The organism is Microbulbifer sp. A4B17 (assembly GCF_003076275.1).
In the GTDB taxonomy this organism is placed as follows: Bacteria; Pseudomonadota; Gammaproteobacteria; order Pseudomonadales; family Cellvibrionaceae; genus Microbulbifer.
Map to the genome: position 1 here is coordinate 3,516,590 of NZ_CP029064.1, position 22,724 is coordinate 3,539,313.

Below are 22,724 nucleotides of genomic sequence, written 5' to 3' on the forward strand. Positions count from 1 at the left end.
TGCCCCGAATACAAATGCAGGTGGCAGGATTATGGATCAGCAGCAATGGCAGGATTTTCTCAGCAACGAAGGCGCCATTTGGGAGGGCGGTAAAGCTCACTTTCCTCTCACCAGTCGCGAAGACCCTCAGAGTTTGCACCTGCTGGACCTGGGTCCAATCGGGGCCATTTCTATAACTGGCCCCGACAGCCAGAAGTTCTTGCAAGGGCAGCTCACCTGCGATCTGGTCAACCTTCCGGATGAACACAGTACCCTTGGCTCCCACTGCAACCCCAAGGGACGTATGATCAGCGCCTTCAGCGCGCTAAAACTCTCACAAAGTGAGTTCGTCTTCCGATTACCGAGGGATTTGGCCCCCATTGCCCAGCAAGCACTGGCCAAATATGCCGTCTTTTTCAAAACAGAGCTGCGCGACATCAGCGATGAAACCCACTGGCTAGGTCTTCAGGGGCGCCATGTCGCAGAGCGCGCCGCCAAACTATTAGGCTTCGAACAGCCCTCAATCGGTGAAGTGAAGCTGTTTGATTTCGATGGTGAGCGCTGCATTGCCCAGTGTGTCACTGAGCTGCAACTGGCCATCCTGGTACCCACCAGCAAAGTGCAGCAGTTGTGGCAAAAACTGTCACCAGAGTGTGAGGCCACAGGCTATGACCGCTGGCAAATGCGCCAAATTGAAGCCGGTATCCCCCAAGTGGATTCAGCTACAACAGAGATGTTTATCCCTCAGATGACCAACCTGCACCTGCTAGGTGGCGTCAGCTTTAAAAAAGGCTGCTATACCGGCCAGGAAGTAATTGCCCGTATGCAGTTCCGCGGTGCAGCCAAACGTCGTCTTTACCGAGCCAGTTGCGCTTCGGGGGACCTGCCCGAATCAGGCACAGAAATCTATGGCGACGGACAACAGAGCATCGGTAACCTGGTAGAGGCCTGCCACAGTAAAGACGGCAATCAGCTGCTTGCCGTACTCACTATCTCCAAGGTAGCCGCAGGTGAAACCTTACGTTTGAAGGATGGCCGCACCCTGGTCATTGAAGAACTGCCCTACGATGCCGATGCCGACCCACTGGCCTAGACCTGAAAAATTTTCCTAACCTTGAAGGCGGCTTTTTAGTCGCCTTCTTCGCTTCTGCTCCAAAGCCATTTAGAGACAATAAAAAGACTCAGAGAGTAAAGAGAGCTCCAAAGCCTAAAATGGAGCTTAATGCCGCTACTATATTTATGGTTATTTTCCCAATTAATAACCATTACCTAGAAAACAGCAACAGAGAGAGGCGACATTGAAAGAGTTGGACCAACTGATTGTCGTGCTTGAATGCTGCATAATACTGGCAGGCTTTGCCGCAATCGTTGGCACACTCCAGCCCCAAAAAGGCAGGAATCTAAGTAAGGGAAAAATTGTATCTCTTGCGATGATTATCTATATCAGCCTAATCAATGCGCTACTTGCCGCTTTTACCCTAACCCTATCCAACTTTGATCTCAGTGATCGTACCCTGTGGCTGATAAGCAGTATCGCCATGAGTGCGGCCACATCATTTTCTATCGGCTATCTCTGGGTAAAGAAGCGCCTCAGGTCAGTCTCCCTTGTCGCGAAAATTACCTATTTCTTTCTCTTCGGTATCGCCGGTTCAGTGGTTCTTATCAATATGATGAATGCCCTTGGGATCATCTTTGACAGGGAGTATGCGCCTTATTTCCTATCCTTTGTATGCAATCTCTTTGTCGTAGGCTACGCATTTTCAAGGTTGCTTATGCGCCCATTATGGGCCGTAGTCAGGGAGAAGGAATCGAGGCAAATAAGCTAGGACCTAAAATTCACACAAAAAATCTAACTCGTGACCTAATAAAAATCTCAAACGGCATGCCTGCCCACTTAACTTAATATTTCAACGAGATTCATAGACCGTAGAAACAGAGAACTAAAATCAGGGTATTGAACAGAGAAATACAATTTATCAGTAGCCACTATCACTCTTATACTGATATTAATTTTTCCTATTTAACCTTTCTGCTTAGGGCAATAGCGGAAGATGGAAAAGCTGTCGGCACAAATCGATCAATTACTTGTCATTATCGAGATATCCATAGTGCTGGCAGGCTTTGCAGCAATGGTTGCCACATTTCAGTCACGAAAAATAGAGAGCATATCCAGGGGCCATGTAGTGTCTCTGGCCATGATTGTCTATATCAGCCTGTTTAGTGCGCTACTCGCCGCCTTCTCTCTGGCACTATTGAATTTCCGTATCGATGCCGGCTATGTCTGGTCAACCAGCAGCTCCTTGATGGGAATTGCAACCACAGGGTTTATTGTCTACCTATGGAAGAAAAGACACTTTAAGTTTGTGTCAATCATAATGAAAATGACCTATTACGGGCTCTTTGGTATTGCTTCATCAGTGGTAATCGTCAGCACCCTCAACGCCACCGGTGTGCTGTTCGAAAGAGAGTTTGGCCCTTATTTCTTAGCCTACATCTGCAATCTGTTCTTTGTAGGATTTGCATTTGTCCGACTACTAATGCGTCCCCTATGGAAGGCAGTTGAGAGTAAAAGTGCCAAGCCCCAGGAAAGTCGAGTGAAGAGCCGATAGCAATACAATCTGCCTCAACTCAACCTGAATTCGCACTACTTACCTTAACTGCAATATCAAGGAGACGCTGACCCAGTAAAACAATATATATTCAATGTAGTTTTAGATCGTCTATAGACAGATGGCTTTAGCATCGTACAGCTACCATTTAACGACTTCTTGGAACAGCTTGAGAAAGCATTATTTCTCAAAAATCTCCCAAAATGCATACATCCTCAGTGGGACCATTCGATATACACTACCAGCCTGAATAGGCCAAGAAAACTTATCATGTTACTGCATAGTTTCAAATAAAAGAGAGATAGAGAAGGGATTTATAATTATGTAATTACCAAGAACAAAATATTAATTAAATTAAAACTCGACAAAATTAAAAAGGCGGCCCCTAGGGCCGCCGATTAGAGCACTAAGCTACTTGGAAATTACAGGCAATCACCGTCTCTACTTCCTCCTGAGAGCCGCTAGAGAACTGAGATTCACCCATAGGTTCACCTCCAAAAGCAGCCATCGCATTGACTAGGCTATCTGTCATATCCGCTTGAAGCGCTGAGTCAGATGTCACAATAGAACTTTCATCAACTCCGACCTCAAACCCATCACATTCAGCAACTTCTTCCTGGCTAGGCTCAACCAAAGCACTAGCCATAAAGTTACTGCTAGCAACAACATCCGAAGTTGGGAGTGCCGCAAGAAGACCAGGAATGCTAGAGGCTGGTATCGCACTCCCGCCATCATTTGGCTGCACATAACTGATGGCATTGTCCCCACCCAAGAAATGCCCTTGGACACGCAACTGCTGATTTAGATCAGAATCAATAAGAATTACTAAATCATCACCATCCTGATGGAAACTAAGTTGCTCTCTTGTAATACCATCGGTAAGCATTATCCAATCTGTACCACCGCCAGTATTATCAATCGTATCAACACCCCCATTTATTCCAAAATAGTAGTCATCATCTCCTAAACCACCAACTAAAATATCATTGCCACCTTCACCGGATAAAATGTCATTGTCATTTCCACCGTAGAGCAAGTCGTCGCCATCTCCTCCAACAAGCCAATCACTACCATCGCCTCCATCAAGGGTGTCACTCTCATCTTCACCATACATTTGATCATCACCCTCTCCACCATATAATGTGTCTTTGCCTGAGCCACTTCCAGAGCCATTTCCACCAACAAGCGTATCAGCGTCAGCTCCCCCTAGAAGCTCATCGTCACCTCCAAAGCCATACAATGTGTCGCTACCAGCAAAACCACTAATTTGATCATTGTCAGACGTGCCTAATAGCTGCTCGCTATTTGCAGTGCCTTCAATAACACTATCAAACTCAATACCACCGTTGTCTGTGCCACCGTTGTCTGTGCCACCGTTGTCTGTCGGCAAAGGAACAAGTAAATTGGTAATATTAGCGGCAGAGATTGAATAAGTACCATTATCTGACCATATCGCGCTAATAGCTTTTTCTCCGCCTTCAAAGTGCCCCAAAACTCGAATTTTCTGATTCATATCAGAATCAATCAATATTAGAAGATCAATTCCATCTTGATGGAAGCTCAACTGCTCATGGGTAATACCATCCCAGAAAAGTACTAAGTCAGTTCCACCACCAGTGTTATCAATGGTATCTACACCATTATTTGTGTAAATGTGATATTGATCATTACCCGAGCCTCCGGCTAGAAAATCATCTCCATCCTCACCGAACAGGATGTCATCTCCATCCTCACCGTAGAGCGTATCATTACCAGAGTTACTATTGTGACCGGTTCCTCCGCTGAGGTAATCATCCCCCTCTCCACCGAGAATTTCATCATCACCCGCCATCCCAAATAAAGTGTCATTGCCCTCAAGCCCATTAACTTGATCATTGCCCGATGTACCCTGCAGGTTCTCATCATCACTTGACGTGCCTTCGATAACCGCATCAAAGTCACTACTACCTGCAGCAACAATCTGGTTAATTTCACTCCCAGTGAGTGCGAACTCCTGATTCAAGGGATCATCTCCATTGGGCTGGACATAATCAATCGCATAATCACCTCCCAAGAAGTGATTCAGTATTCGGACAGACTGCTCTGAATCCTCATCAACCAGTATCAGTAAGTCATCACCCTCACGCTGGAAACTCAAACGATCCCGGCCAATCCCACCATTAAAGAAGAGCCAATCTTCACCACCGCCGGTGTTATCGATTACATCCTGGCCACCACCAGGATAGTAGACATAACGATCATCTCCTTCACCGCCAATAAGGTGTTCACTCAGTTCTCTATAACCCCACAGAGTGTCATCCCCAGAGGTGCCATAAGTAATCACACGGCTTTCTATTTGAGCTAGGTCTAGAGTAGAGCCATCATCAAATATAATCTCATTGATTTTATGGTGATCCGTAAGGCCGCTAAACCAATCGGTAACACGAATAGAATCTGAACCGTTGCTATGAGCAATCAACATATCATTGCCATGCCGTTCAAATTTGAGGTCAACCTGGGAAATACCTGCACCAAATCGAATAGAGTCTGAAGATGGATCAATATCACTCGAATCCTCGCCATAACGACGCTCAGTCAAGATATCCTGCCCATCTCCCAAATTGAAGCGATACTCATCGTCACCAAACGAACCATATAAAGTATCGTTACCTGTACCGCCTTCGAGGATATTGTTATTTTGAGTACCGTAGTAACTGTAGGCAGAAATAACATCATCACCAGCGCCACCGATTAAGGTATCACTACCCTCACCGTTAATAATGTCATTGCCTTCACCGCCATCCAACAGCCCTGAGCCGGTTAATGTGTCAGCGCCAGCGTCACCAGATAAAGTACCATTACCACTCAGCTGGTCATTACCTTCACCGCCATAAATCGTATTTGCTCCAGAGTAATCCTCAATAACATCATTCCCTTCATCACCGTAAAGCTGATCGTCACCGCTGTTGCCATAAATTGTATCGGCATCTTCGCCACCGTGAATCTCGTCATTTCCAATGCCGCCAAATAGTTGATCCTGACCTGCTGCACCAGAAATGACATCATCACCATTTTGACCATAAACAATATCGCTACCGCTTCCAGCTACAATAGTGTCATCATCCGCGTGGCCATAAATACTATCAGTGCCATCCGTGCCCAGAAGCGCTTGCTGTTTTATTTCTTCATAATTCCAGGAAGTTGAATCAGCAAAAACAATACTGTCGATGCCCGATCCAGCCACGGATTCGGTCTGAGATGAGAACTGGTCTGTGATACGGATACTATCTCCAGAAACGGAGTTAGTGATGACCAAATCGTTACCGTCACGGCGTAAAACAAGGTCTTCTGGGTTCACGTCAGTAAATTCCAAGCGATCTGAATCACCGCCTTGATCATCTATATGATCGACACCGTCTCCCATACTAAAGCGATATACATCACTTTCTGCGAGCCCTTTCAGCTCATCATTTCCGGTACCACCAATTAGCAGGTCACTGCCCTGGCCATTCAAGATATCATTGCCATCACCACCGCTAAGCTCACCGCTTCCAATCAGCGTATCGTCACCGGTATCACCATAGAGACGACTGAAGCCAGAACCACCGTCGAGATAGTCGTTACCTTCGCCACCATAAAGATCATCATCTCCATCTTCTCCATAGATTTGGTCAGCACCTTCACCACCAGAAATAATGTCATTACCAATGGCACCATAGATAGTGTCATCTCCTTTTCCGGCATCGATAGTATCTGCATCTGCATGACCAAAAATTTCATCAGCCTCATCGGTACCAGCTAATACACTTTGTTTTATTTGCTCGTAATCCCAAACTGAACCATTTGCAAATGCAATGCTATTAACACCTGATACACTCACGGCACCTGCTGCTGTCGCAAACTGATCTCGTACACGAATAGTGTCTGAAGTAGAAACATTGGTAATTAAAAGGTCAGTACCATCCCGACGTAACAGGACGTCTTCAGGGTTTACATCGGTAAAATCAATACGGTCCTGATCGCCAGCGCTATCCGTAATTAAATCTGAACCATCACCTATCGAGAATTGATAAGTATCGCTACCACTGCCACCAATAAGAGTATCATCGCCACCATTACCAATAAGCAAATCATCAGAACTATATGCTTCAATAGTGTTTGATTCGCTATCACCTAGTAGCACTTTTGCTTTGAGATCTTCGAGCGTCCAAATTGCACCTGAGCTAAATTCAACTCGATCTACCGCAGAGCCAGTAAATCCTTCATTTACAAAGAAATCTTTTACTGTAACAGCATCATTCGCACTATACCTAATAACCAAGTCATCGCCGCTGCGTTCTACGGCCACAGAAGACTCAGAGACAGTTTCATCGAAGCGTACCGTCTCAGTGGTAGCAATATCTTGCTCCCCAGTAATTATCTGATCTTGACCATCACCCAAAGAGAACAAATAGGTATCACTTCCACCATTACCTATCAGGGTATCATTACCCTGTTCACCATTTATGATGTCATCGGATTCATAGCCAGAAATAGTTTCTGAAGCTGTTGTTCCTGTTAGAACCAGCTGTTTGACTTGAGAGACATCCCAATTAGTTCCATCAGTAAAACTAATCGTGGAAATTTTTTCTCCAGAAGAGTCAAAATAATCTGTGATGGTAACCGAGCTATCCCCATCTACAACAGAGAGTACCAAGTCATTTTCAGAACGAATAGCCTTAACTGATTCAGGGAGAATATCAGCACTAAATTGCAGCTGGTTGTTTTCGCTACTTAAATCGATTATCTGATCGTGACCTCCATTAGCACCGACCAAATACACATCATCACCGCTTCCACCTTCCAGAACATCATCACCATAGCCACCTTCAAGGCTATCGTCACCTGCACCACCGATCAGATAATCATTGCCACTACCACCCTCAAGAATATCATTACTATTGTTATAACCTTTAATTATATTATCGGCATCATCACCAATTAAAACCATTGCTTTAATATCATCAACACTCCACACCAAGTCACCGCCATAAAATTCAATTTGATCAATCGCAGTTACAGTAGATGCATCACTGGCAAAATAATTAGTAATAGAAACCGTATCTCCCGTATCACTATTTTCTAAGATGAGATCATCACCACTTCGAGTAACAACCATCCTATAAGGGCTAATATCATCGGAAAAAGCAATAGTGCTAAAACCTGTATCACTACTGTTGTCAATGATGTCCTGGCCGTGATTAAGCCCAAAGTAGTATTTGTCTGAGCCTGCACCTCCGGACAAGGTATCATTACCTTCACCACCGATTAATAAATCATTGCCATTGCCACCTTGCAGGTTATCATCACCGGCATCACCAGCAATGTAATCATCTCCTTCTCCACCTTGTACATTATCAGCTCCTTCACCACCATAAAGAAAGTCGTTTCCATCAGAACCACTTAATACATCACTACCCTCACCACCAAATACAATATCGTCACCTTCGCCACCATCGATAGTATCTACACCAGACTCACCACTTATCAAATCCATACCGGTACCACCGGAAAGAGTGTCATCCGAAGAAGTTCCATCAATTATTTCATCATCAGCACTAATACCAGAGGTGTCTCCTACTGCACCTTCAGGCAAATCAAGATCTTCACCCGGGGTTGCAACCAAATTTGATTCGGTAGCAAAACTAGGTTCATGCGAAAGAAGGGTACCATCTGGTAGTAAAATGTGCTCCATGGTGGCTCCTGCGGGCACTAGATAGGAACCATCTTCCGCAGGAACCCCAGCCATTACTTCACCTGAGTCAGAAGTGTAATAAGTTAAGGCACCAGTTAAAGATATTGCGCCTCTTTGAAGCCAGGTAGAAGGATCAATAGGATCAACGCCTTCTGTAGAGGCATCTACTGAAATCAATTGACCCGCATACCAAGCCATGAAAGTCGTACCGCTTTCCGCAGTTGAATCATCATTAACAGTACTTTGTGCAAAGGCAGACCCAGTGCCAGTGGAAGCAAATAGAGCAGAGCTACCCACAACAGAACTGCCAGTAGAAAAAGTGGAAGATTGTGAGCTCTCAGATCTATTATTTGCTATACGAGTGCCAATATTTAACGCCTGATACTGTAAATTGGAGGCGATATACTCCCCGGTTAGCTCTTCACCGTTAAGATATATATCTATCGAATCGCCTTTTATGGATACGGCATTATTATCGCCATAAATTAGCAACAAAGCACTTCCATACTGATATAGATTAGCCGTATCTAGAGAAGCTCCATCAATATAAACTTCATTATTTCCTGAGTAATCAATAATATCATCAAGCCCATCTCCAGCACTCAATGAATATGTATCATTACCGTAACCGCCAAACATATAATCTCTACCATGACCACCGGCTATCCAGTCATTTCCATTTCCACCAACAAGGACATCATTTTCAGAGCCACCGATTAGCGTGTCATCTCCCACGCCCCCAAATAAATAGTCTGAACCACTACCGCCATCTAACCAGTCAGAACCATTTCCAGACAAAAGAACATCTGCTCCAGCGCCACCTAGCAGAATATTGTATTCACTAGTATCTGTATTCCAGTAATCCTGAATATGGTCATTACCGTCTCCACCCTCTAGGTAATCGTTACCTTTTGCCCCTTGAAGCTTGTCATCTCCTTCCCCACCAAATAAGGTATCATCGCCATCTTCACCGTAGAGTTTATCGTTATCTGCACCACCCTCTATACGATCATTACCTTCACCACCTGCAATGAAATCCTCTCCAGAATCACCCAACAGGGTATCTTCACCATTACCTCCGTATATAGTGTCGTCACCTGCCTCGCCATTTATATAATCATTACCACCTAGGTCTTCGAACCACCCATCATCACCTGAAATTCTGTCATCCCCTGCACCAGCATAAATCACATCATCTCCGCCACCACCAATTACAAGGTCATCACCTGCACCAGAATAAATTAAATCGGCACCATGCATTTCTACAGGCACATCTTGGCCAAGCGATCCTTGCCAATTAGTTAAAGCATCTGCATGAGCAATATCACCCCAGATTTCATCGTTGCCATCACCAGCAATAATTGTATCCTCACCTGCCCCCCCCCAAACAGAATTGTTGCCGTTACCCGCATCTATTACGTCGTTATAGTTTTTATTTTGATCAACTATATCCTGAAGACGATAAGAGAAGATATAACCTACTTGCTTTCCATCCTCGTCAAAACTTGACTCGACATATATACGCCCATCACCAAAAAGATTGTCATTACCATCTCCACTTTGAATGAAATCAGAACCACTACCACCTGCAAGAGCGGCGTCACCAATTTCTGTCGAGATGAGGTAGTCGTCACCACCACCACCATCCATGGTTTTAGCACCTTCAGAATGACTAATTAAAGTATCACTCCCGTCACCATCATCTTCTAGTGATTCATCAAAATAGACTTCATCGCCAAATAAATAAATATCTCCACCGCTGTGCTCGAGGAAATCGTCACCATTCCCGCCACCTGCAAGCCCCCAGTCAATCGCACCAATTTTTATTGTGTCATTCCCATCATGCCCATGCAGCATAGGCCTATTAAACACGGGGCTAGCGCCAGACTCAGATATCAAGATATCATCATTATATCCACCAACAAACAGCCAGTTGATATCTCTGCCACCATTTTCGAACTCGGGATGCTCATCACTAATCAAGCTTGCATCAAAATGTATAGATTTCGAGTTAACTTCATCGCTACGCTCTAAATTCCCAAAACCTATCCAGTCTGGATGTATATCTCCGTCGTTATCCAGATCACCATCACCAACTATAAGAATATCCGAGGGAATTTCAGGTTCATCTACTTCTTCTTTATAATCACTAAGGGTAATCCCGAAATCCTCAACCTCAGCATTTTCTACAGTGACAGTTCCAACTTTACCAGAAGCATCTTTATAGGTAATTACAAAACCGCTTTCGAATTTAACGAGCTGAATATCTTCATCTTCATTTATAAATATATCACTAGCGTAAGAGACGCCTTCTAGGCTAGTAATAGTTTCACTTTCAATGGTTATCGAGTTGCCAGCTGAAATATCAAAAATGAAGTCGTTACCGTCACCATAATAAAAAACGTACTCATCCGCCCCCAAACCACCTTCTAGATAGTCATCCCCTTTATTTCCGGTTAGGATATCCATCCCATCCATACCATATAGATGATCTGACTCTCCACCACCTTCTATGGACTCACCAGCTTCACTACCAAACATATAACGTCTTGATACCTGAGAATTAGAGACGGAATCTACAGATACAATTGTCCCACTCTCAAAATCATAATATTCAGAAGACTCATTGTGCCTTGGCTGTGAACCTGAAATAGTTTTTTCGATTAGAAGATATAGCATCTCAGCCCTATCTTGCAGATATGGTATTGTTAACTGGCCTTTGCCGGTATTTTGATCATAGAGATCCAATTGACCATTACTATTATGATCAGAATAAGCGCTTATATCATCACCAAGAACAAAAGGGGATAAGCTATGCAGAGCATAACGATAACCAATACTATTCTCCGCCTCATTAAACAAATCGCTAACTGACACATTGCATAGAAGCTTGAAGTCTGTGTTCAAATCACCTTGCGACTTAATCTCATCAAAAATGTGATGTGCATTAGTTCGGAAGTCATCAGCATCCACTGTACCAAAATCAAATCCGTACAGCTCTCCTAGTTTATCAACAAGCTCATAGATGTTAAAATCTGCCACATGACTAAAAGCCTCGTGAGCAAGACTCCCTTTCATCATCTGACTCAGAAGAGTATTCCAAGACCAGTCCATTAGAGCTGGACCAGCAAGATCTAGTGCACCCTCATAGGCCTCCATCACCTCTTCATATATATTTTCCCAGCTTCCCCTATCTACAGAAAGCAGGTCAGCAAATATCAACAAGTCGTCGGCTAATGGCTTAGTCTCAAATTTTGCTAGAGAGGTAACTACTTCTTTAGCTGCAACGGAGAAGGCCTCAAAAGCGAATAAGATGTTTCTAAAGTCGTCTACAGTATCAAAACTACCTTTGTCTCCTACGGATAACAATCTATAGCTCTCATCCGATAGTGAGCCTGGCTGACTAAACATAGAAAACAGAATAGATCCAGACCAAGCTGCTCCGCCGCCATTCGCAGCGTTAACTCCAGAATCATTAGATTCGATATCTTTAAATACTATGCTAAGAGCTTGAGTAGCATCCCGATCTGCAATTTCGCTCAATTCAGGAAGCTTATGGCCAAATTCTTCACTCAAAATTTCATTAACTATCACATTCCCAGCAATAGCATTTGAGGCAGTCTGCATTAAATCTGCAATATCCTGCTCTAGGTAAGTATTACCGGTATGCAGCTCCAACTGCCTTTTAGTGTAAGTCCGGATTAACTTGGAAAATACACCCTGTCCTGTATTCACCATTACAGCACCCTTAAACCATACATGTACAGCATCTACGTATGATCTATCTTCGGGAGCCACCATTCCGCTTGCAAGGGCATCTCCAAGAACCTCAACTACTGCGTTATAGGCTAACTCCCAGTTATCCAGGTTGTTCTCACTAATTTCATCAACCGCATCCTGAATTTTTTGTAGTTGATCAGAATTAAAAACAAAAGCCATCAGTCACTCTCCTTTACTGACTGCAAAAAAACATCTAAATCTCTATATAATTCAGGAAAATACTCCATAAGAGACTCATTAAATTGAACTCCTGAACTTAAATTCTCATCGTAAATCAGTGAAAACCTGCAACGCCCCAAACTTCCATCTGAATGCATTAGATTAAACATTGGGTCTGAACACAATATGGTTAAAGGAGTCCCCTGTGGTGTAATTAGTGAAGGAGATGATGCTATATAGACCCATCCATAGCGTCGCCGAAACCCTACAAACCCGTTATAGCTGTAATCTCGACCATCGAATGCATTTAAGTCGTCAACAACATTCTGATAGATATCCTGAAAGCCCTCGCCAAAGTTACGTCGCAACTCAAACATAATTCTTATTCGGCTATCTTTATTCGAGGAAAAATATTCATCCCTAAAGCCAAAATTTGGCCAAGCTATATTTATTTCAGCGAAAAGACCCCGAGACCTAAATCCACCAGATGCATTATATCTACGATCTATCTTTAACCTACCATGCTCATATTGATAAATCTCCAAACTCCCTCTAGGGAAATCTTTAGTAGGATTTAAATATTCAACAGTTGCTATTGGCGGCAACTCCTCAACAGGATATGATTGTTGCCCTTCACTTCTCTTATTTGAGGAAAAATAGTTGAACACAATTAACAAAACAACCAAATATATAGCTGAACCTAACCAAAATATTCTTCTACTCATACCATCCCCAAATAAAAAATTTTCTTGAGACTATATCTAAATCATCGCTCCGAAAAACTACTGGATAGAGACTCCCGAACAGGCTTAGTAAAATATTCATAAATATTTCTCTTTCCTGTTTTTACCTCTGCCACAACATGCATACCCGCACGCAACAAAAGAGCCGTCTGATTTGACTGTTTTAACTCTTGGGCATCCAGTTCGATATCACATAGATAGCGATAGCCTTGCTCTTCATCCATGACTGCATCTTTTGAGAGATTAGTAACAACCCCCGAGACAGTTCCATATTTGGTAAAATTATAAGTAGACACCTTCACCGTTACTGGATGCCCCTCTTCAACAAAACCAATATCTTTATTCAATATCCAAGCCTGGACTTGTAAAGCACTGCCAGCAGGTACTATCTGCATCAGGGCTTGGGCGGGCTCTAGAACGGCATCTTCGGTATGGATGGCAAGCTCTTGTACAGTGCCAGCTATAGGTGCTCGGATTACCTGCTGTTCACTGCGCAGTTTTGCTTTTTCCAATTCCTTATTTTGTACTGTGATATTACGCTCCAACTCTTCCTGCTGTGAGTAACTTTTATAAAGGGCGTTACTTAGTAGAGCTGAAGCTTGTAAATTAAGCTCTTTCAATTGAGATTGATATTGGCCAATTCTTTCCTGCTCAAGCGCCAATTCCTCCTCTGCATCAATACGCTGCTGTTCCAGCTCGAGGTATCTATCCCGGGCCACCATTTGCCGATCCAGCAACTTTCGCAGGGAGTCAGTACGCTCGGTTAAAATGGGCAGTTTCTTCTCAGCTTTTCTAACCAAAGCACGCGACATACTGAGCTCTTGATGCTTTGAGGAAACCTGCTGATCGATTAAATTAACTTCAGCAAGGTAATCAGAGAAATACCCCTTTAATAGGGTGCGCTGAAAGCGTAATTGGTCCTTCGCGCCAACCTCAGCCATCTCCATTTCCAGGGTAATCAAGGCCTTTTCTATTACGCCCACCCGGCCTTCGCGCAATTCAGGCAAATAAGTGCTGAATACTTGCTCCCTTACCAGGCGCGCACGGGAAACAGCCAGCTCTCCCTCTAACCTGTCCTGATCCGCAGTTGCATTAGTGGCATCCAGGGTAATTAGAGGGTCTCCTGCATTAACTCGGCTACCCTCTTCTACATGAATTTTTCGAACTACCGATAACTCTTTAGCCTGAACAGTTTTCACCTTACCGTCGGGAATTACGGTTCCCTCCGCTATGGCAACAATATCAATCTTGCCAAAAATGGCCCAAAGAATAGCAATAGCAAAAAACAAACAAATAGTATTGATTAGCCATAATCCCAGTGGGTTTGGCGGTGATTGCTCCACCTCCAGTGCAGCCGGAACAAACTCCAGTACTGAGTCCCGCTTTTTTATCCAGCGACCAAATTTCAAGAAAGAGAGGAAACGCTTCATATTACCTCCCGCAAATTAGACTGCATGGCATTAAGGCGAGCAAAGTGTCCTTTTTTCTGCATTAATTGTTTGGGGCTGCCCTGCTCTACAATCCTGCCTTTTTCCATAACAACAATGCGGTTGGCATCGCGCACCGCAGACAGTCGATGGGCAATAATCAGCACTGTGCGACCCTGACAAATCTGGCGCATGTTTGCCTGTACTATGGCCTCTGATTCATAGTCCAGAGCGCTGGTAGCTTCATCAAAGATCAATATCCTGGGATCTGCCATCAGGGCGCGCGCTATGGCTATCCGCTGCTTTTGGCCACCAGAGAGGGAGCTACCTTGCTCTCCCACTACCGTGTCGAATCCCTCCGGCAATTCAAGAATAAAATCGTAGGCTCCCGCCTGCTTGGCAGCAGCTACTACTTTTTCCATAGGAGCACCGGGGTCTGCCAAAGCAATATTGTCTCGAACAGTACGATTGAGCAGGAAGCTTTCCTGCAATACAACGCCTACTTTTTGCCTCAACCAAGCCGGGTCTACCAGTGCCAAGTCAACACCATCTACCAGGACGCGGCCCGCCTCCGGAACATAGAGACGCTGAACCAGCTTGGTCAAAGTACTCTTTCCCGAACCGGATTTACCGACGATACCCATAATTTCCCCGGGCCTTATTGATAGTTGAATGCCGTCAATTACCAGCGGTCGGTCGGGACCATAGCGAAACTTCACATGCTCAAACCGTATCTCTCCTCGAATTGCGGGCAGAGTGGTTCGGTTTGGGTCATGTCCAGCTTCCGTAGGTGTATTGAGGATATCTCCCAGGCGCTTAATGGAGATACCCGCCTGCTGGAAGTCTTGCCACAATTGCACTAACTTCAAAATTGGCTGGCTAACCCGCCCTGCAATCATATTGAAGGCGATCAACATACCGACACTCAGCTCACCGGCAATAACCAAGTGAGCACCCACCCACAAAATACCTACGGTTACCAGTTTATTGATTAAGCTGGCGCACTGGCTGGCAACATTACCGAGATTCAAAGCCCTAAAGGAAGCGTTAACGTAGCCTGCCAACTGCTCTTCCCAGCGCCGCTGCATTTGCGGTTCCACCGCCATACTTTTTAAAGTTTCAACCCCGTTACAGGCTTCAACAAGAAATGATTGATTTTCCGCACCCAGCTTAAATTTTTCGTGTAATCGATTTCTCAAAATCGGGGTAATAATGATCGACAATAGTACATAGAGAGGTAGGGAGCCCAATACTATCCAAGTCAGTGTTGGGCTATAAAGAAACATCACTGCAAAGAAGACCAGAGTAAAAAACAGGTCTACACAAAGAGTAAGCGCTGACCCCGTGATAAACTGGCGTATAGAATCCAGCTCGCGAACCCGGGCTACAGTATCTCCCACTCGACGATTCTGAAAATAGGCAATAGGGAGACGCAACAGGTGATTAAATAGACGAGAACCCAATACCACATCTATCCGATTTGAAGTATGACTAAATAGATAGGTTCTCAGCCCATTTAAAATCACATCGAATACACATACCACCAAGAAGCCGAGAGCTAACACATCCAGGGTAGTCAGGCCTTGATGAACAAGCACCTTGTCCACAACCACCTGGAAAAATAGCGGCGTGATCAGTGCAAATAACTGAATAAAGAATGACGCGAGTAATACCTGGCCTAGTAGTTTCTTATATTTAAGAATGGAGGGGATAAACCAGGATATATCAAATTTTCGCTCTACAGATGATAAAATTCCCTTTTTACGGAATAAGAATATCAAAAGCCGCTTATTCTCATCAAAAGGAAGCTCTTCCTCCGATATCATAATCGGACTTTTCTGCCCAACTTTTTGTAGTAGCGCCTTGCCATCCCGTATACCGGCCAGGATCGTACAGGTCCCTGCTGAATCCACTAGCATCACAGGAAACGGCAAGCTTTCCAATTTTTCACAAGGGTATCGGTGACTCTTAGCTTTAAGGCCGAGAAAGGCAGCGGCTTTTATAACATCATGAGCTTCCAGGTTTCCAACAGGGAACTCTCGCTGGAGCTTCTCAGGATTAACTGCAAGCTGATTAAATCTTGCAACAACAGAAAGACAAGAGAGACAGCTTTCCCTCTCAACTACAACTTCCACACTTACTCCCTAATACAACATTCCTGTTTCACCTAATTAGAACAGGTGAATTGCGAGACTAGGAAAAAATACTCTTCCAGTAAATAAAGAAAGAAATAAAACAGCTTGAAATGTGTACCAACTATGAAAGCAAACGCTTCTTTTGTGAACCAGCCCTCATTAGTGGCAACTAAATACGATAAAAGCAAAGTTTTCATGTTATGTATATGTACTGGCAGATCAAATTTTAAACATGGAATAAACTCCTTATCGATATAAGGAAGTCATGTCCTCTTATTTGAAAAATGAAAGCAAATTCAGGTAGGACTTAAATTTTAATAGGTTTTACAATTCATACTTTAAGCCTTTTTAGTTATATCCCGAAAAATATTTAAACCCCACCCTATTAAACTAATACTACTGATGCAATGCTTCGGAATCTTTTCCTTAGTAAACTTATACTATGAACCATTCTTTTCATTCATGTTGATTCCATACTTCTTATTAAGCCCTGCTATTTCCTCAATACTGCCTCCACAAAACCTCTTACTACAAATCCCGCTCAATTGCTTCTTAGCCATAATTTGCATAAATTTCTCCACCCTTAATAAAAAGTATATAGTGTTTACTGACGAACTATCTGAGGATTACTCACTACTTTTATTAAAAAGCTGCAAGGGTTCTGCTAAATAATTTTTAAGTTAATATAAACATTCTATGATGAAAAAACTGTATTATATTTTCATCAACCAAGCTAATTTATCCAGTCTTTATATTCGAAAATTTCTTTATTTATATAATACGAAAGTGGTTATATTATATACAGCAGATAGGTCTAAATAGTAAAGTAAAAAGAGAAGGCAGAAGTCAAGAAATGACAAGGTCGTAATAATAACCTTGTCAAGTATCAGATAAGCGGAAACATTTTGAAGAAGAGTATGTACCGGAACTTCTAAAGCTCTACCGCAACTCTCTTCAATTGACCCGCCTCTGGCAAAGCCCATTCAATAGGCTTCTCGCCACGCTGCTGCAACCAGTGATTCGCCTGGGAAAAAGGACGGGTACCAAAGAAACCCCGGTGCGCAGATAGAGGGGAGGGATGTGGAGCACGCAATACCAAATGCTTATTGCGGTCGATAAAGCCCCCCTTCTTTTGGGCATAGCTCCCCCAAAGAACAAAGACTAGCCCTTCACGCTGTTCCGCTAGCTTGTGAATCGCCGCATCCGTAAATTGCTCCCAACCCTGCCCCTGATGGGCACCGGCCTTGCTGTCCTCAACAGTAAGAGTGGCATTCAGCAGCAGGACGCCCTGCTCTGCCCAGGGCTGCAGGCAGCCGTGATGCGCTGGGGGAACACCCATATCGGAGTGCAGTTCTTTATAAATATTTTGCAGTGATGGGGGAATGCGCACTCCGGGCATCACGGAAAAGCACAGGCCATGGGCCTGGCCAACGCCATGGTAAGGGTCCTGGCCCAGGATAACGACTTTTACCTGATCAAAAGGTGTGGAGTTAAAGGCATTAAAGATCTGGCCACCGGCCGGGTAGATCTTCTTGCCGGCGGCCTTCTCCCCCTTTAAAAACTGACGCAATTGGGCCATATAGGGTTGGTCAAACTCCCCGCCCAAAACATCGTACCAAGAGGGGTGGATCTTTATCTTGTCCGGAACCGGCATTCTTAAACCTTCAATATCTTTTTAACATGATGTTGTAACTCGGGCACAACCTCTTCCTCAAACCAGGGCCTGCGACGCAACCACAGGGTGTTGCGCGGGCTGGGGTGCGGTAAGGGAAAATATCCCGCAGGCAGAGCATCGCGGTAATGGCGAACATTCTCGGTAATGCTGCCATACCAGTGCGGGAGGTAATGACGCTGAGCATATTGTCCCACCAACAGCGACAGTTGCAAGTTGGGCAGCTGATCCATCAAGCGCTGATGCCAGGTGGCCGCACATTCGGGTCGCGGCGGCAAGTCACCGCCCTTGCCGCGCCCTGGGTAACAGAAACCCATGGGAATAATGGCAATCCGGGACTCGTCGTAAAAGGTGTCCCTGTCGATCGCCAGCCAATCTCGGAGGCGATCTCCTGAGGGGTCATTCCAGGGGATACTGGTCGCGTGGACCTTGGTGCCCGGGGCTTGGCCGACGATCAGTAAGCGTGCAGACGCTGCGGCCCTCAAGACTGGGTTCGGCCCCAGAGGAAGCTGCTCTTCACAGAGGCGACAAGCCCGTATTTCCTCCAGCAGTGCCGGTAACTTCTCAACTACCACCTATTATCTACCCTTATTACGTACCTTCTGGAAAGGCCAAATGTAACAGAAGCGCACGGCGATCCTGGGGGTCGTGGATACGGCTTATATTATCATTATCAAACACGATAAAAATTCCCTGCTCTCCAATGGCCAAGCCGTCTCCCTTACCCCCTGTCCGGGATACCTCATAGCCAAGCTCGGAAGAATTCTCATGTTCCCAATAATCCAGGCACCATTGGGCTTTCAAACTGGGGAGCTCTCTGCGGCAAACCGCATAAGCATTGGGCTCCAGAGTCCAAAGTGCACCGTCATAATAAGCAAGTCCAGCCATATTTTCGGATTCGTCGCGAAAGTTCAACCCTTCCACGGGTGGCGGTGTGAAAATCTGCACACTACCCTTGGGCCCAAGTTTGACCAGAGCCCGAGGATCACGCTCGATAGCCATCCAAAAGTCATCACCCACTTTCTGCAAGCCTACCCCAGAAAGGTTGTAACCCTGCATATAGCCTTGAGCCTTAGCTGTGGACGACCACATATTTTCCAACCAGTGTCCCTTGCCTTCCTTATTAATTTCAGCAATACGGTTGTAACGCTCGCTCAGTAAATAAAAAGCATTGTCATCACAGGTGATAGCTTCAAAGTCCATTGCTGCAGCTGGACGGGTAAGATCCAGTAGAAAATACCAAAAATTAGTCGGCCTATCCTTTTTGGGAACCCTGAGTCCGGCAAGCGTTAAATAGATTTCTAACGCTGCAAACCTATCATCTAACACTATCTGATAAATTTCCCTGGACTGTTTATCGGAAACAGAGAGCATTTTACCATCGCAAAAACTCAGTCCAGATATACTTAACCCGGCGCTGTCGTCTACCCAGTAATGAGCTATTTTCTTGGCAGGAATTATTTCAGCTGCCGACCCCAGAGATGACAACAGCACAAACGCGACACTTAAACAAATACGCTTAATCACGATCATCCCATTTAATCGACATAAAGATTAAATAGCAGGGAAGTTCCCAACCTCCAATTCGCCTGCTGCCTCCTAAGAACCCACTACCAAAGCAAGAGATGCCAATAACCCAAGTAAAAATAATAGTTACACCAATCCCTATGAACAATTTTAGCGCTGACAGCCGGAAAGAAATTTAAAAGGTTGGGCGAGAAGATATATGGGGCTGGAGAAGTATGAAGAAATGGGAGTGGCGCCGACTTACAGAAAGCCCGGCGCCAAACAGAAACAGCTATTGCTTATATTGCTTATTAACCGCCTCTTCTGGCATTGCCAGGTGCAACAGCAGCGCCCGTTTATCATCAGGCGCCTGGGCGCGGCCAACATTATTGTTGTCGAGCACTACAAAAATACCCTGCTCTCCTACAGCGAGCCCCTCGCCTTTGCCATAACGGGTTTCTTCATAGACCCGCTCTGGCGATTCCTCCAAGGAGCGATAATCCAGGCACCACTCCGCTTCCAGGCTGGGCAGCGCCCTGCGGCATACGGCGTGGGCGTTGCGCTCCAAGGTAAAGAGTGCGCCATCGTAGTAATCCAATCCCGCCAAGTCCTCTGAACGGCCGGCAAAGTCCAGGCCATCCACTTGAGGCAGAGTCAGCGTGCTGGCCCCGCCATCAGCATTAAGCCTCAACAAACCACGAGGCTCGCGCTCCATGGCTACCCAAAAGGTATCGTCAGCTTTAACCAACCCCTCGCTGGAAGCATTGGTCTTCTGCAGGAACCCGTGGGACCTGGCTAACGCCGACCAGCTATGCTCCTGCCAGCGCGCATTTCCCTCGTTATCTACGATGGCAATGCGGTTGTAATGCTCACTGACCAGATAGACCTGGCCATCGCTACAGGTAACACCTTCAAAGTCCAGATCTTCTGCCGGGCGGAACAACTCCTTGAAGCCCTCCCAGGCACTGACTGGCTCATCCTGCTCCGGTATCCCAAGGCCGCTTAAGCGAAGATGTGATTCCAGGTCGGCACTTCCATCGCGAAATTCAAGCGTATAGATCTCTTCAGAGTTCTTGTCGGAGACTGCCAACAGGCCCCCAGAGCAAAAACTTAAGCCAGAAATATCCAGACCTGCACTACTATTCACCCAATAGCTGGCCAGCAGCCTAGCCGGGGTAATTTCTGCGGCTATCGCCAAAGGCGACAACACTACGGATAAAACACTGAAGAGAGTACGCTTGATCACTGCAAAACCAATTAATCGCGGAAGTTATTAAACTGCAATGGCTGCTCCAGCTCTTTACCGCGCAACAAAGCGATCACCTGCTGCAAGTCGTCGCGCTTCTTGCCAGTAACACGCACCTGCTCGCCTTGAATGGCAGCCTGCACCTTGAGCTTTTCATCTTTGATCAGCTTAACAATCTTTTTTGACAATTCTTTGTCAAGGCCATTTTTCAGGGTCACGTCCAATTTTACCTGCTTGCCGGATTGCTCTTTATCACCTACATCCATCGCCAGTGGATCGATATCGCATTTGATCAGTGCGCCACGCAGCATATCCACCATCTGGTCTACCTGCATGTCCACTTCAGCGCGAACTACCAGGGAGAACTCACTCATCTCCACTTCCGCATCCACACCTTTGAAGTCGAAGCGGTTGGTAATAGTGCGATTCACCTGATCCACAGCGTTGGTGAGTTGGTGCTTATCCACTTCAGATACAATGTCAAAAGAAGGCATTAAGTTGTCTGCTCCTATTTCCAGGTTTCCGGAGTAATCTCCGCGTTGTTGTCACTATCGGCCAGCCAGATATGGCCATCCTGAATGGTTGCACTCAGGTCCATATTGCGCTCAGCCATAGCCGCCAATTGCTCAGTGGCATCAGCGGCTAAATGGTAGACGGTAAGATTATCAAAGCGCTCCAATTGGCTGGCCAGCTTCTGCCACCAGATTGGTGCTGCACGGCGCCCGTAACTGTATACGATAACGCGCTTCGAGCGGTTGCAGGCTTTGCGAATTCGTTCCTCGGTGGGAAGGCCCACTTCGATCCAGAGATCGATTTCCCCGCTCAGGTTCTTTTGCCAGAGATCCGCTTCCTCATCGGAGGACAGTCCCCGGGTAAACTCCAGCGTTTCCGCCGCATTGTGCGCAAAAGCCAGTAGACGCACCATCATACGCTCATCTGTTTCCGAGGGATGTCGCGCCAAAGTGAGCGGATGCTCGGCGTAATAATCCCTGTCCATATCGGATATCTGGACTTTGACCTTAAAGATTGTTGCTTTTAACGCCATTTTGGCTCCATGGTGATGCCTTCTCCAGCGCCGGGAGTCAGGCGGACTATTCTTGATGGGTTCACGTGAGAATAAGGATATTCCGCATGACCTCTGCGCTCCCCAGCGGCTGGCCCTTTTGGCAGACCTCACTGCTACTGCTGCTGGTAACCACCCTTAGCGGCTGTGGTGTCAACAATATCCCAACCTATGACGAGCAGGTTAAAGCCACCTGGGCCCAGGTCCAAAACCAATACCAGCGCCGCGCCGACCTGGTGCCCAATCTAGTGCAAACCGTAAAAGCCTACGCCTCACACGAGCGAGAAACCCTACAAGCAGTCACTGAAGCCAGGGCCAAAGTCAGCTCTCTGCAAGCCGACAGCAACCTGCTCAATGAGCCCGCCAAACTGCAACAATTTGAAGCTGCACAGAGCCAATTAACCAACGCGCTATCCCGGCTAATGTTGGTGGTAGAGCGTTACCCTGACCTCAAAGCCAACCAGAACTTCCTCACACTGCAATCTCAGCTGGAAGGTACCGAAAACCGGATCAGTGTGGCACGCCGCGATTATATCCAGGCTGTAGAGCGCTACAACCGCGAGATTCGCACTTTTCCGGGAAGAATATGGCACGCTGTGCTCTACAGAGACATGCCGCTTCGTGAAACTTTTGAGGCCAGCACTGAGGAGGCCGATAAGGCACCCGAGGTTAACTTCCAATAGACAGGCGCC

At 45.6% G+C, this 22,724-nt stretch carries 15 protein-coding genes; 4 read left to right on the plus strand and 11 right to left on the minus strand.

Annotated elements, in window-relative coordinates; genetic code table 11:
- Window positions 1–31 precede the first annotated feature (31 nt).
- The 3 genes from BTJ40_RS15510 (at window position 32) to BTJ40_RS15520 (ending at window position 2,588) form a co-directional block, all read left to right on the plus strand.
- Entirely contained in the window at window positions 32–1,072 is a 1,041-nt protein-coding gene (locus tag BTJ40_RS15510; protein WP_108733949.1) for a folate-binding protein YgfZ, read from the plus strand.
- A 205-nt stretch (window positions 1,073–1,277) separates the two neighbouring features.
- Entirely contained in the window at window positions 1,278–1,805 is a 528-nt protein-coding gene (locus tag BTJ40_RS15515; RefSeq protein ID WP_108733950.1) for a hypothetical protein, read from the plus strand.
- A gap of 225 nt (window positions 1,806–2,030) precedes the next feature.
- Window positions 2,031–2,588, plus strand: coding sequence for a hypothetical protein (locus BTJ40_RS15520; RefSeq protein WP_108733951.1), 558 nt, complete (start codon window positions 2,031–2,033; stop codon window positions 2,586–2,588).
- A gap of 406 nt (window positions 2,589–2,994) precedes the next feature.
- Here the strand turns inward: BTJ40_RS15520 and BTJ40_RS15525 are convergent, their stop codons facing one another.
- The 11 genes from BTJ40_RS15525 to BTJ40_RS15570 all read right to left on the minus strand — a co-directional run bounded on the left by BTJ40_RS15525 (window position 2,995) and on the right by BTJ40_RS15570 (window position 22,014).
- Window positions 2,995–12,240: a calcium-binding protein gene (locus BTJ40_RS15525; RefSeq protein ID WP_108733952.1), complete on the minus strand. Its 9,246-nt coding sequence runs from the start codon at window positions 12,238–12,240 to the stop codon at window positions 2,995–2,997.
- Entirely contained in the window at window positions 12,240–12,965 is a 726-nt protein-coding gene (locus BTJ40_RS15530) for a hypothetical protein (protein WP_108733953.1), read from the minus strand. Before BTJ40_RS15530 ends, BTJ40_RS15525 begins: the two co-directional genes overlap by 1 nt.
- A gap of 41 nt (window positions 12,966–13,006) precedes the next feature.
- The gene (locus BTJ40_RS15535; protein ID WP_108733954.1) at window positions 13,007–14,413 is read right to left on the minus strand and encodes an HlyD family type I secretion periplasmic adaptor subunit; all 1,407 of its coding nucleotides are present in this window, start codon (window positions 14,411–14,413) and stop codon (window positions 13,007–13,009) included.
- The gene (locus tag BTJ40_RS15540) at window positions 14,410–16,545 is read right to left on the minus strand and encodes a type I secretion system permease/ATPase (RefSeq protein WP_108733955.1); all 2,136 of its coding nucleotides are present in this window, start codon (window positions 16,543–16,545) and stop codon (window positions 14,410–14,412) included. Before BTJ40_RS15540 ends, BTJ40_RS15535 begins: the two co-directional genes overlap by 4 nt.
- A gap of 440 nt (window positions 16,546–16,985) precedes the next feature.
- Complete coding sequence (locus tag BTJ40_RS22950) at window positions 16,986–17,114, minus strand: hypothetical protein (protein ID WP_255422680.1); 129 nt, start codon at window positions 17,112–17,114, stop codon at window positions 16,986–16,988.
- 362 nt (window positions 17,115–17,476) lie between these two features.
- Complete coding sequence (gene ung, locus BTJ40_RS15545; protein ID WP_108733956.1) at window positions 17,477–18,199, minus strand: uracil-DNA glycosylase; 723 nt, start codon at window positions 18,197–18,199, stop codon at window positions 17,477–17,479.
- A gap of 2 nt (window positions 18,200–18,201) precedes the next feature.
- Window positions 18,202–18,792 carry a uracil-DNA glycosylase family protein gene (locus tag BTJ40_RS15550; protein WP_238152023.1) on the minus strand — a complete coding sequence of 197 codons (591 nt, stop codon included), beginning with the start codon at window positions 18,790–18,792 and terminating at the stop codon, window positions 18,202–18,204.
- Window positions 18,793–18,808: 16 nt separating this feature from the next.
- Window positions 18,809–19,744: a hypothetical protein gene (locus BTJ40_RS15555; RefSeq protein ID WP_238152024.1), complete on the minus strand. Its 936-nt coding sequence runs from the start codon at window positions 19,742–19,744 to the stop codon at window positions 18,809–18,811.
- A 271-nt stretch (window positions 19,745–20,015) separates the two neighbouring features.
- Window positions 20,016–20,969, minus strand: a complete 954-nt coding sequence (locus BTJ40_RS15560) for an esterase-like activity of phytase family protein (protein WP_108733958.1) — start codon at window positions 20,967–20,969, stop codon at window positions 20,016–20,018.
- A gap of 11 nt (window positions 20,970–20,980) precedes the next feature.
- Complete coding sequence (locus BTJ40_RS15565; protein WP_108733959.1) at window positions 20,981–21,463, minus strand: YajQ family cyclic di-GMP-binding protein; 483 nt, start codon at window positions 21,461–21,463, stop codon at window positions 20,981–20,983.
- Between the two features lie 14 nt (window positions 21,464–21,477).
- On the minus strand, window positions 21,478–22,014 hold the full coding sequence (locus BTJ40_RS15570; protein ID WP_108733960.1) for a YaeQ family protein: 537 nt from the start codon (window positions 22,012–22,014) through the stop codon (window positions 21,478–21,480).
- Between the two features lie 86 nt (window positions 22,015–22,100).
- Here BTJ40_RS15570 and BTJ40_RS15575 point away from each other — a divergent pair, with 86 nt between their 5' ends.
- Window positions 22,101–22,715, plus strand: a complete 615-nt coding sequence (locus BTJ40_RS15575) for a LemA family protein (protein ID WP_108733961.1) — start codon at window positions 22,101–22,103, stop codon at window positions 22,713–22,715.
- Window positions 22,716–22,724: the final 9 nt, after the last annotated feature.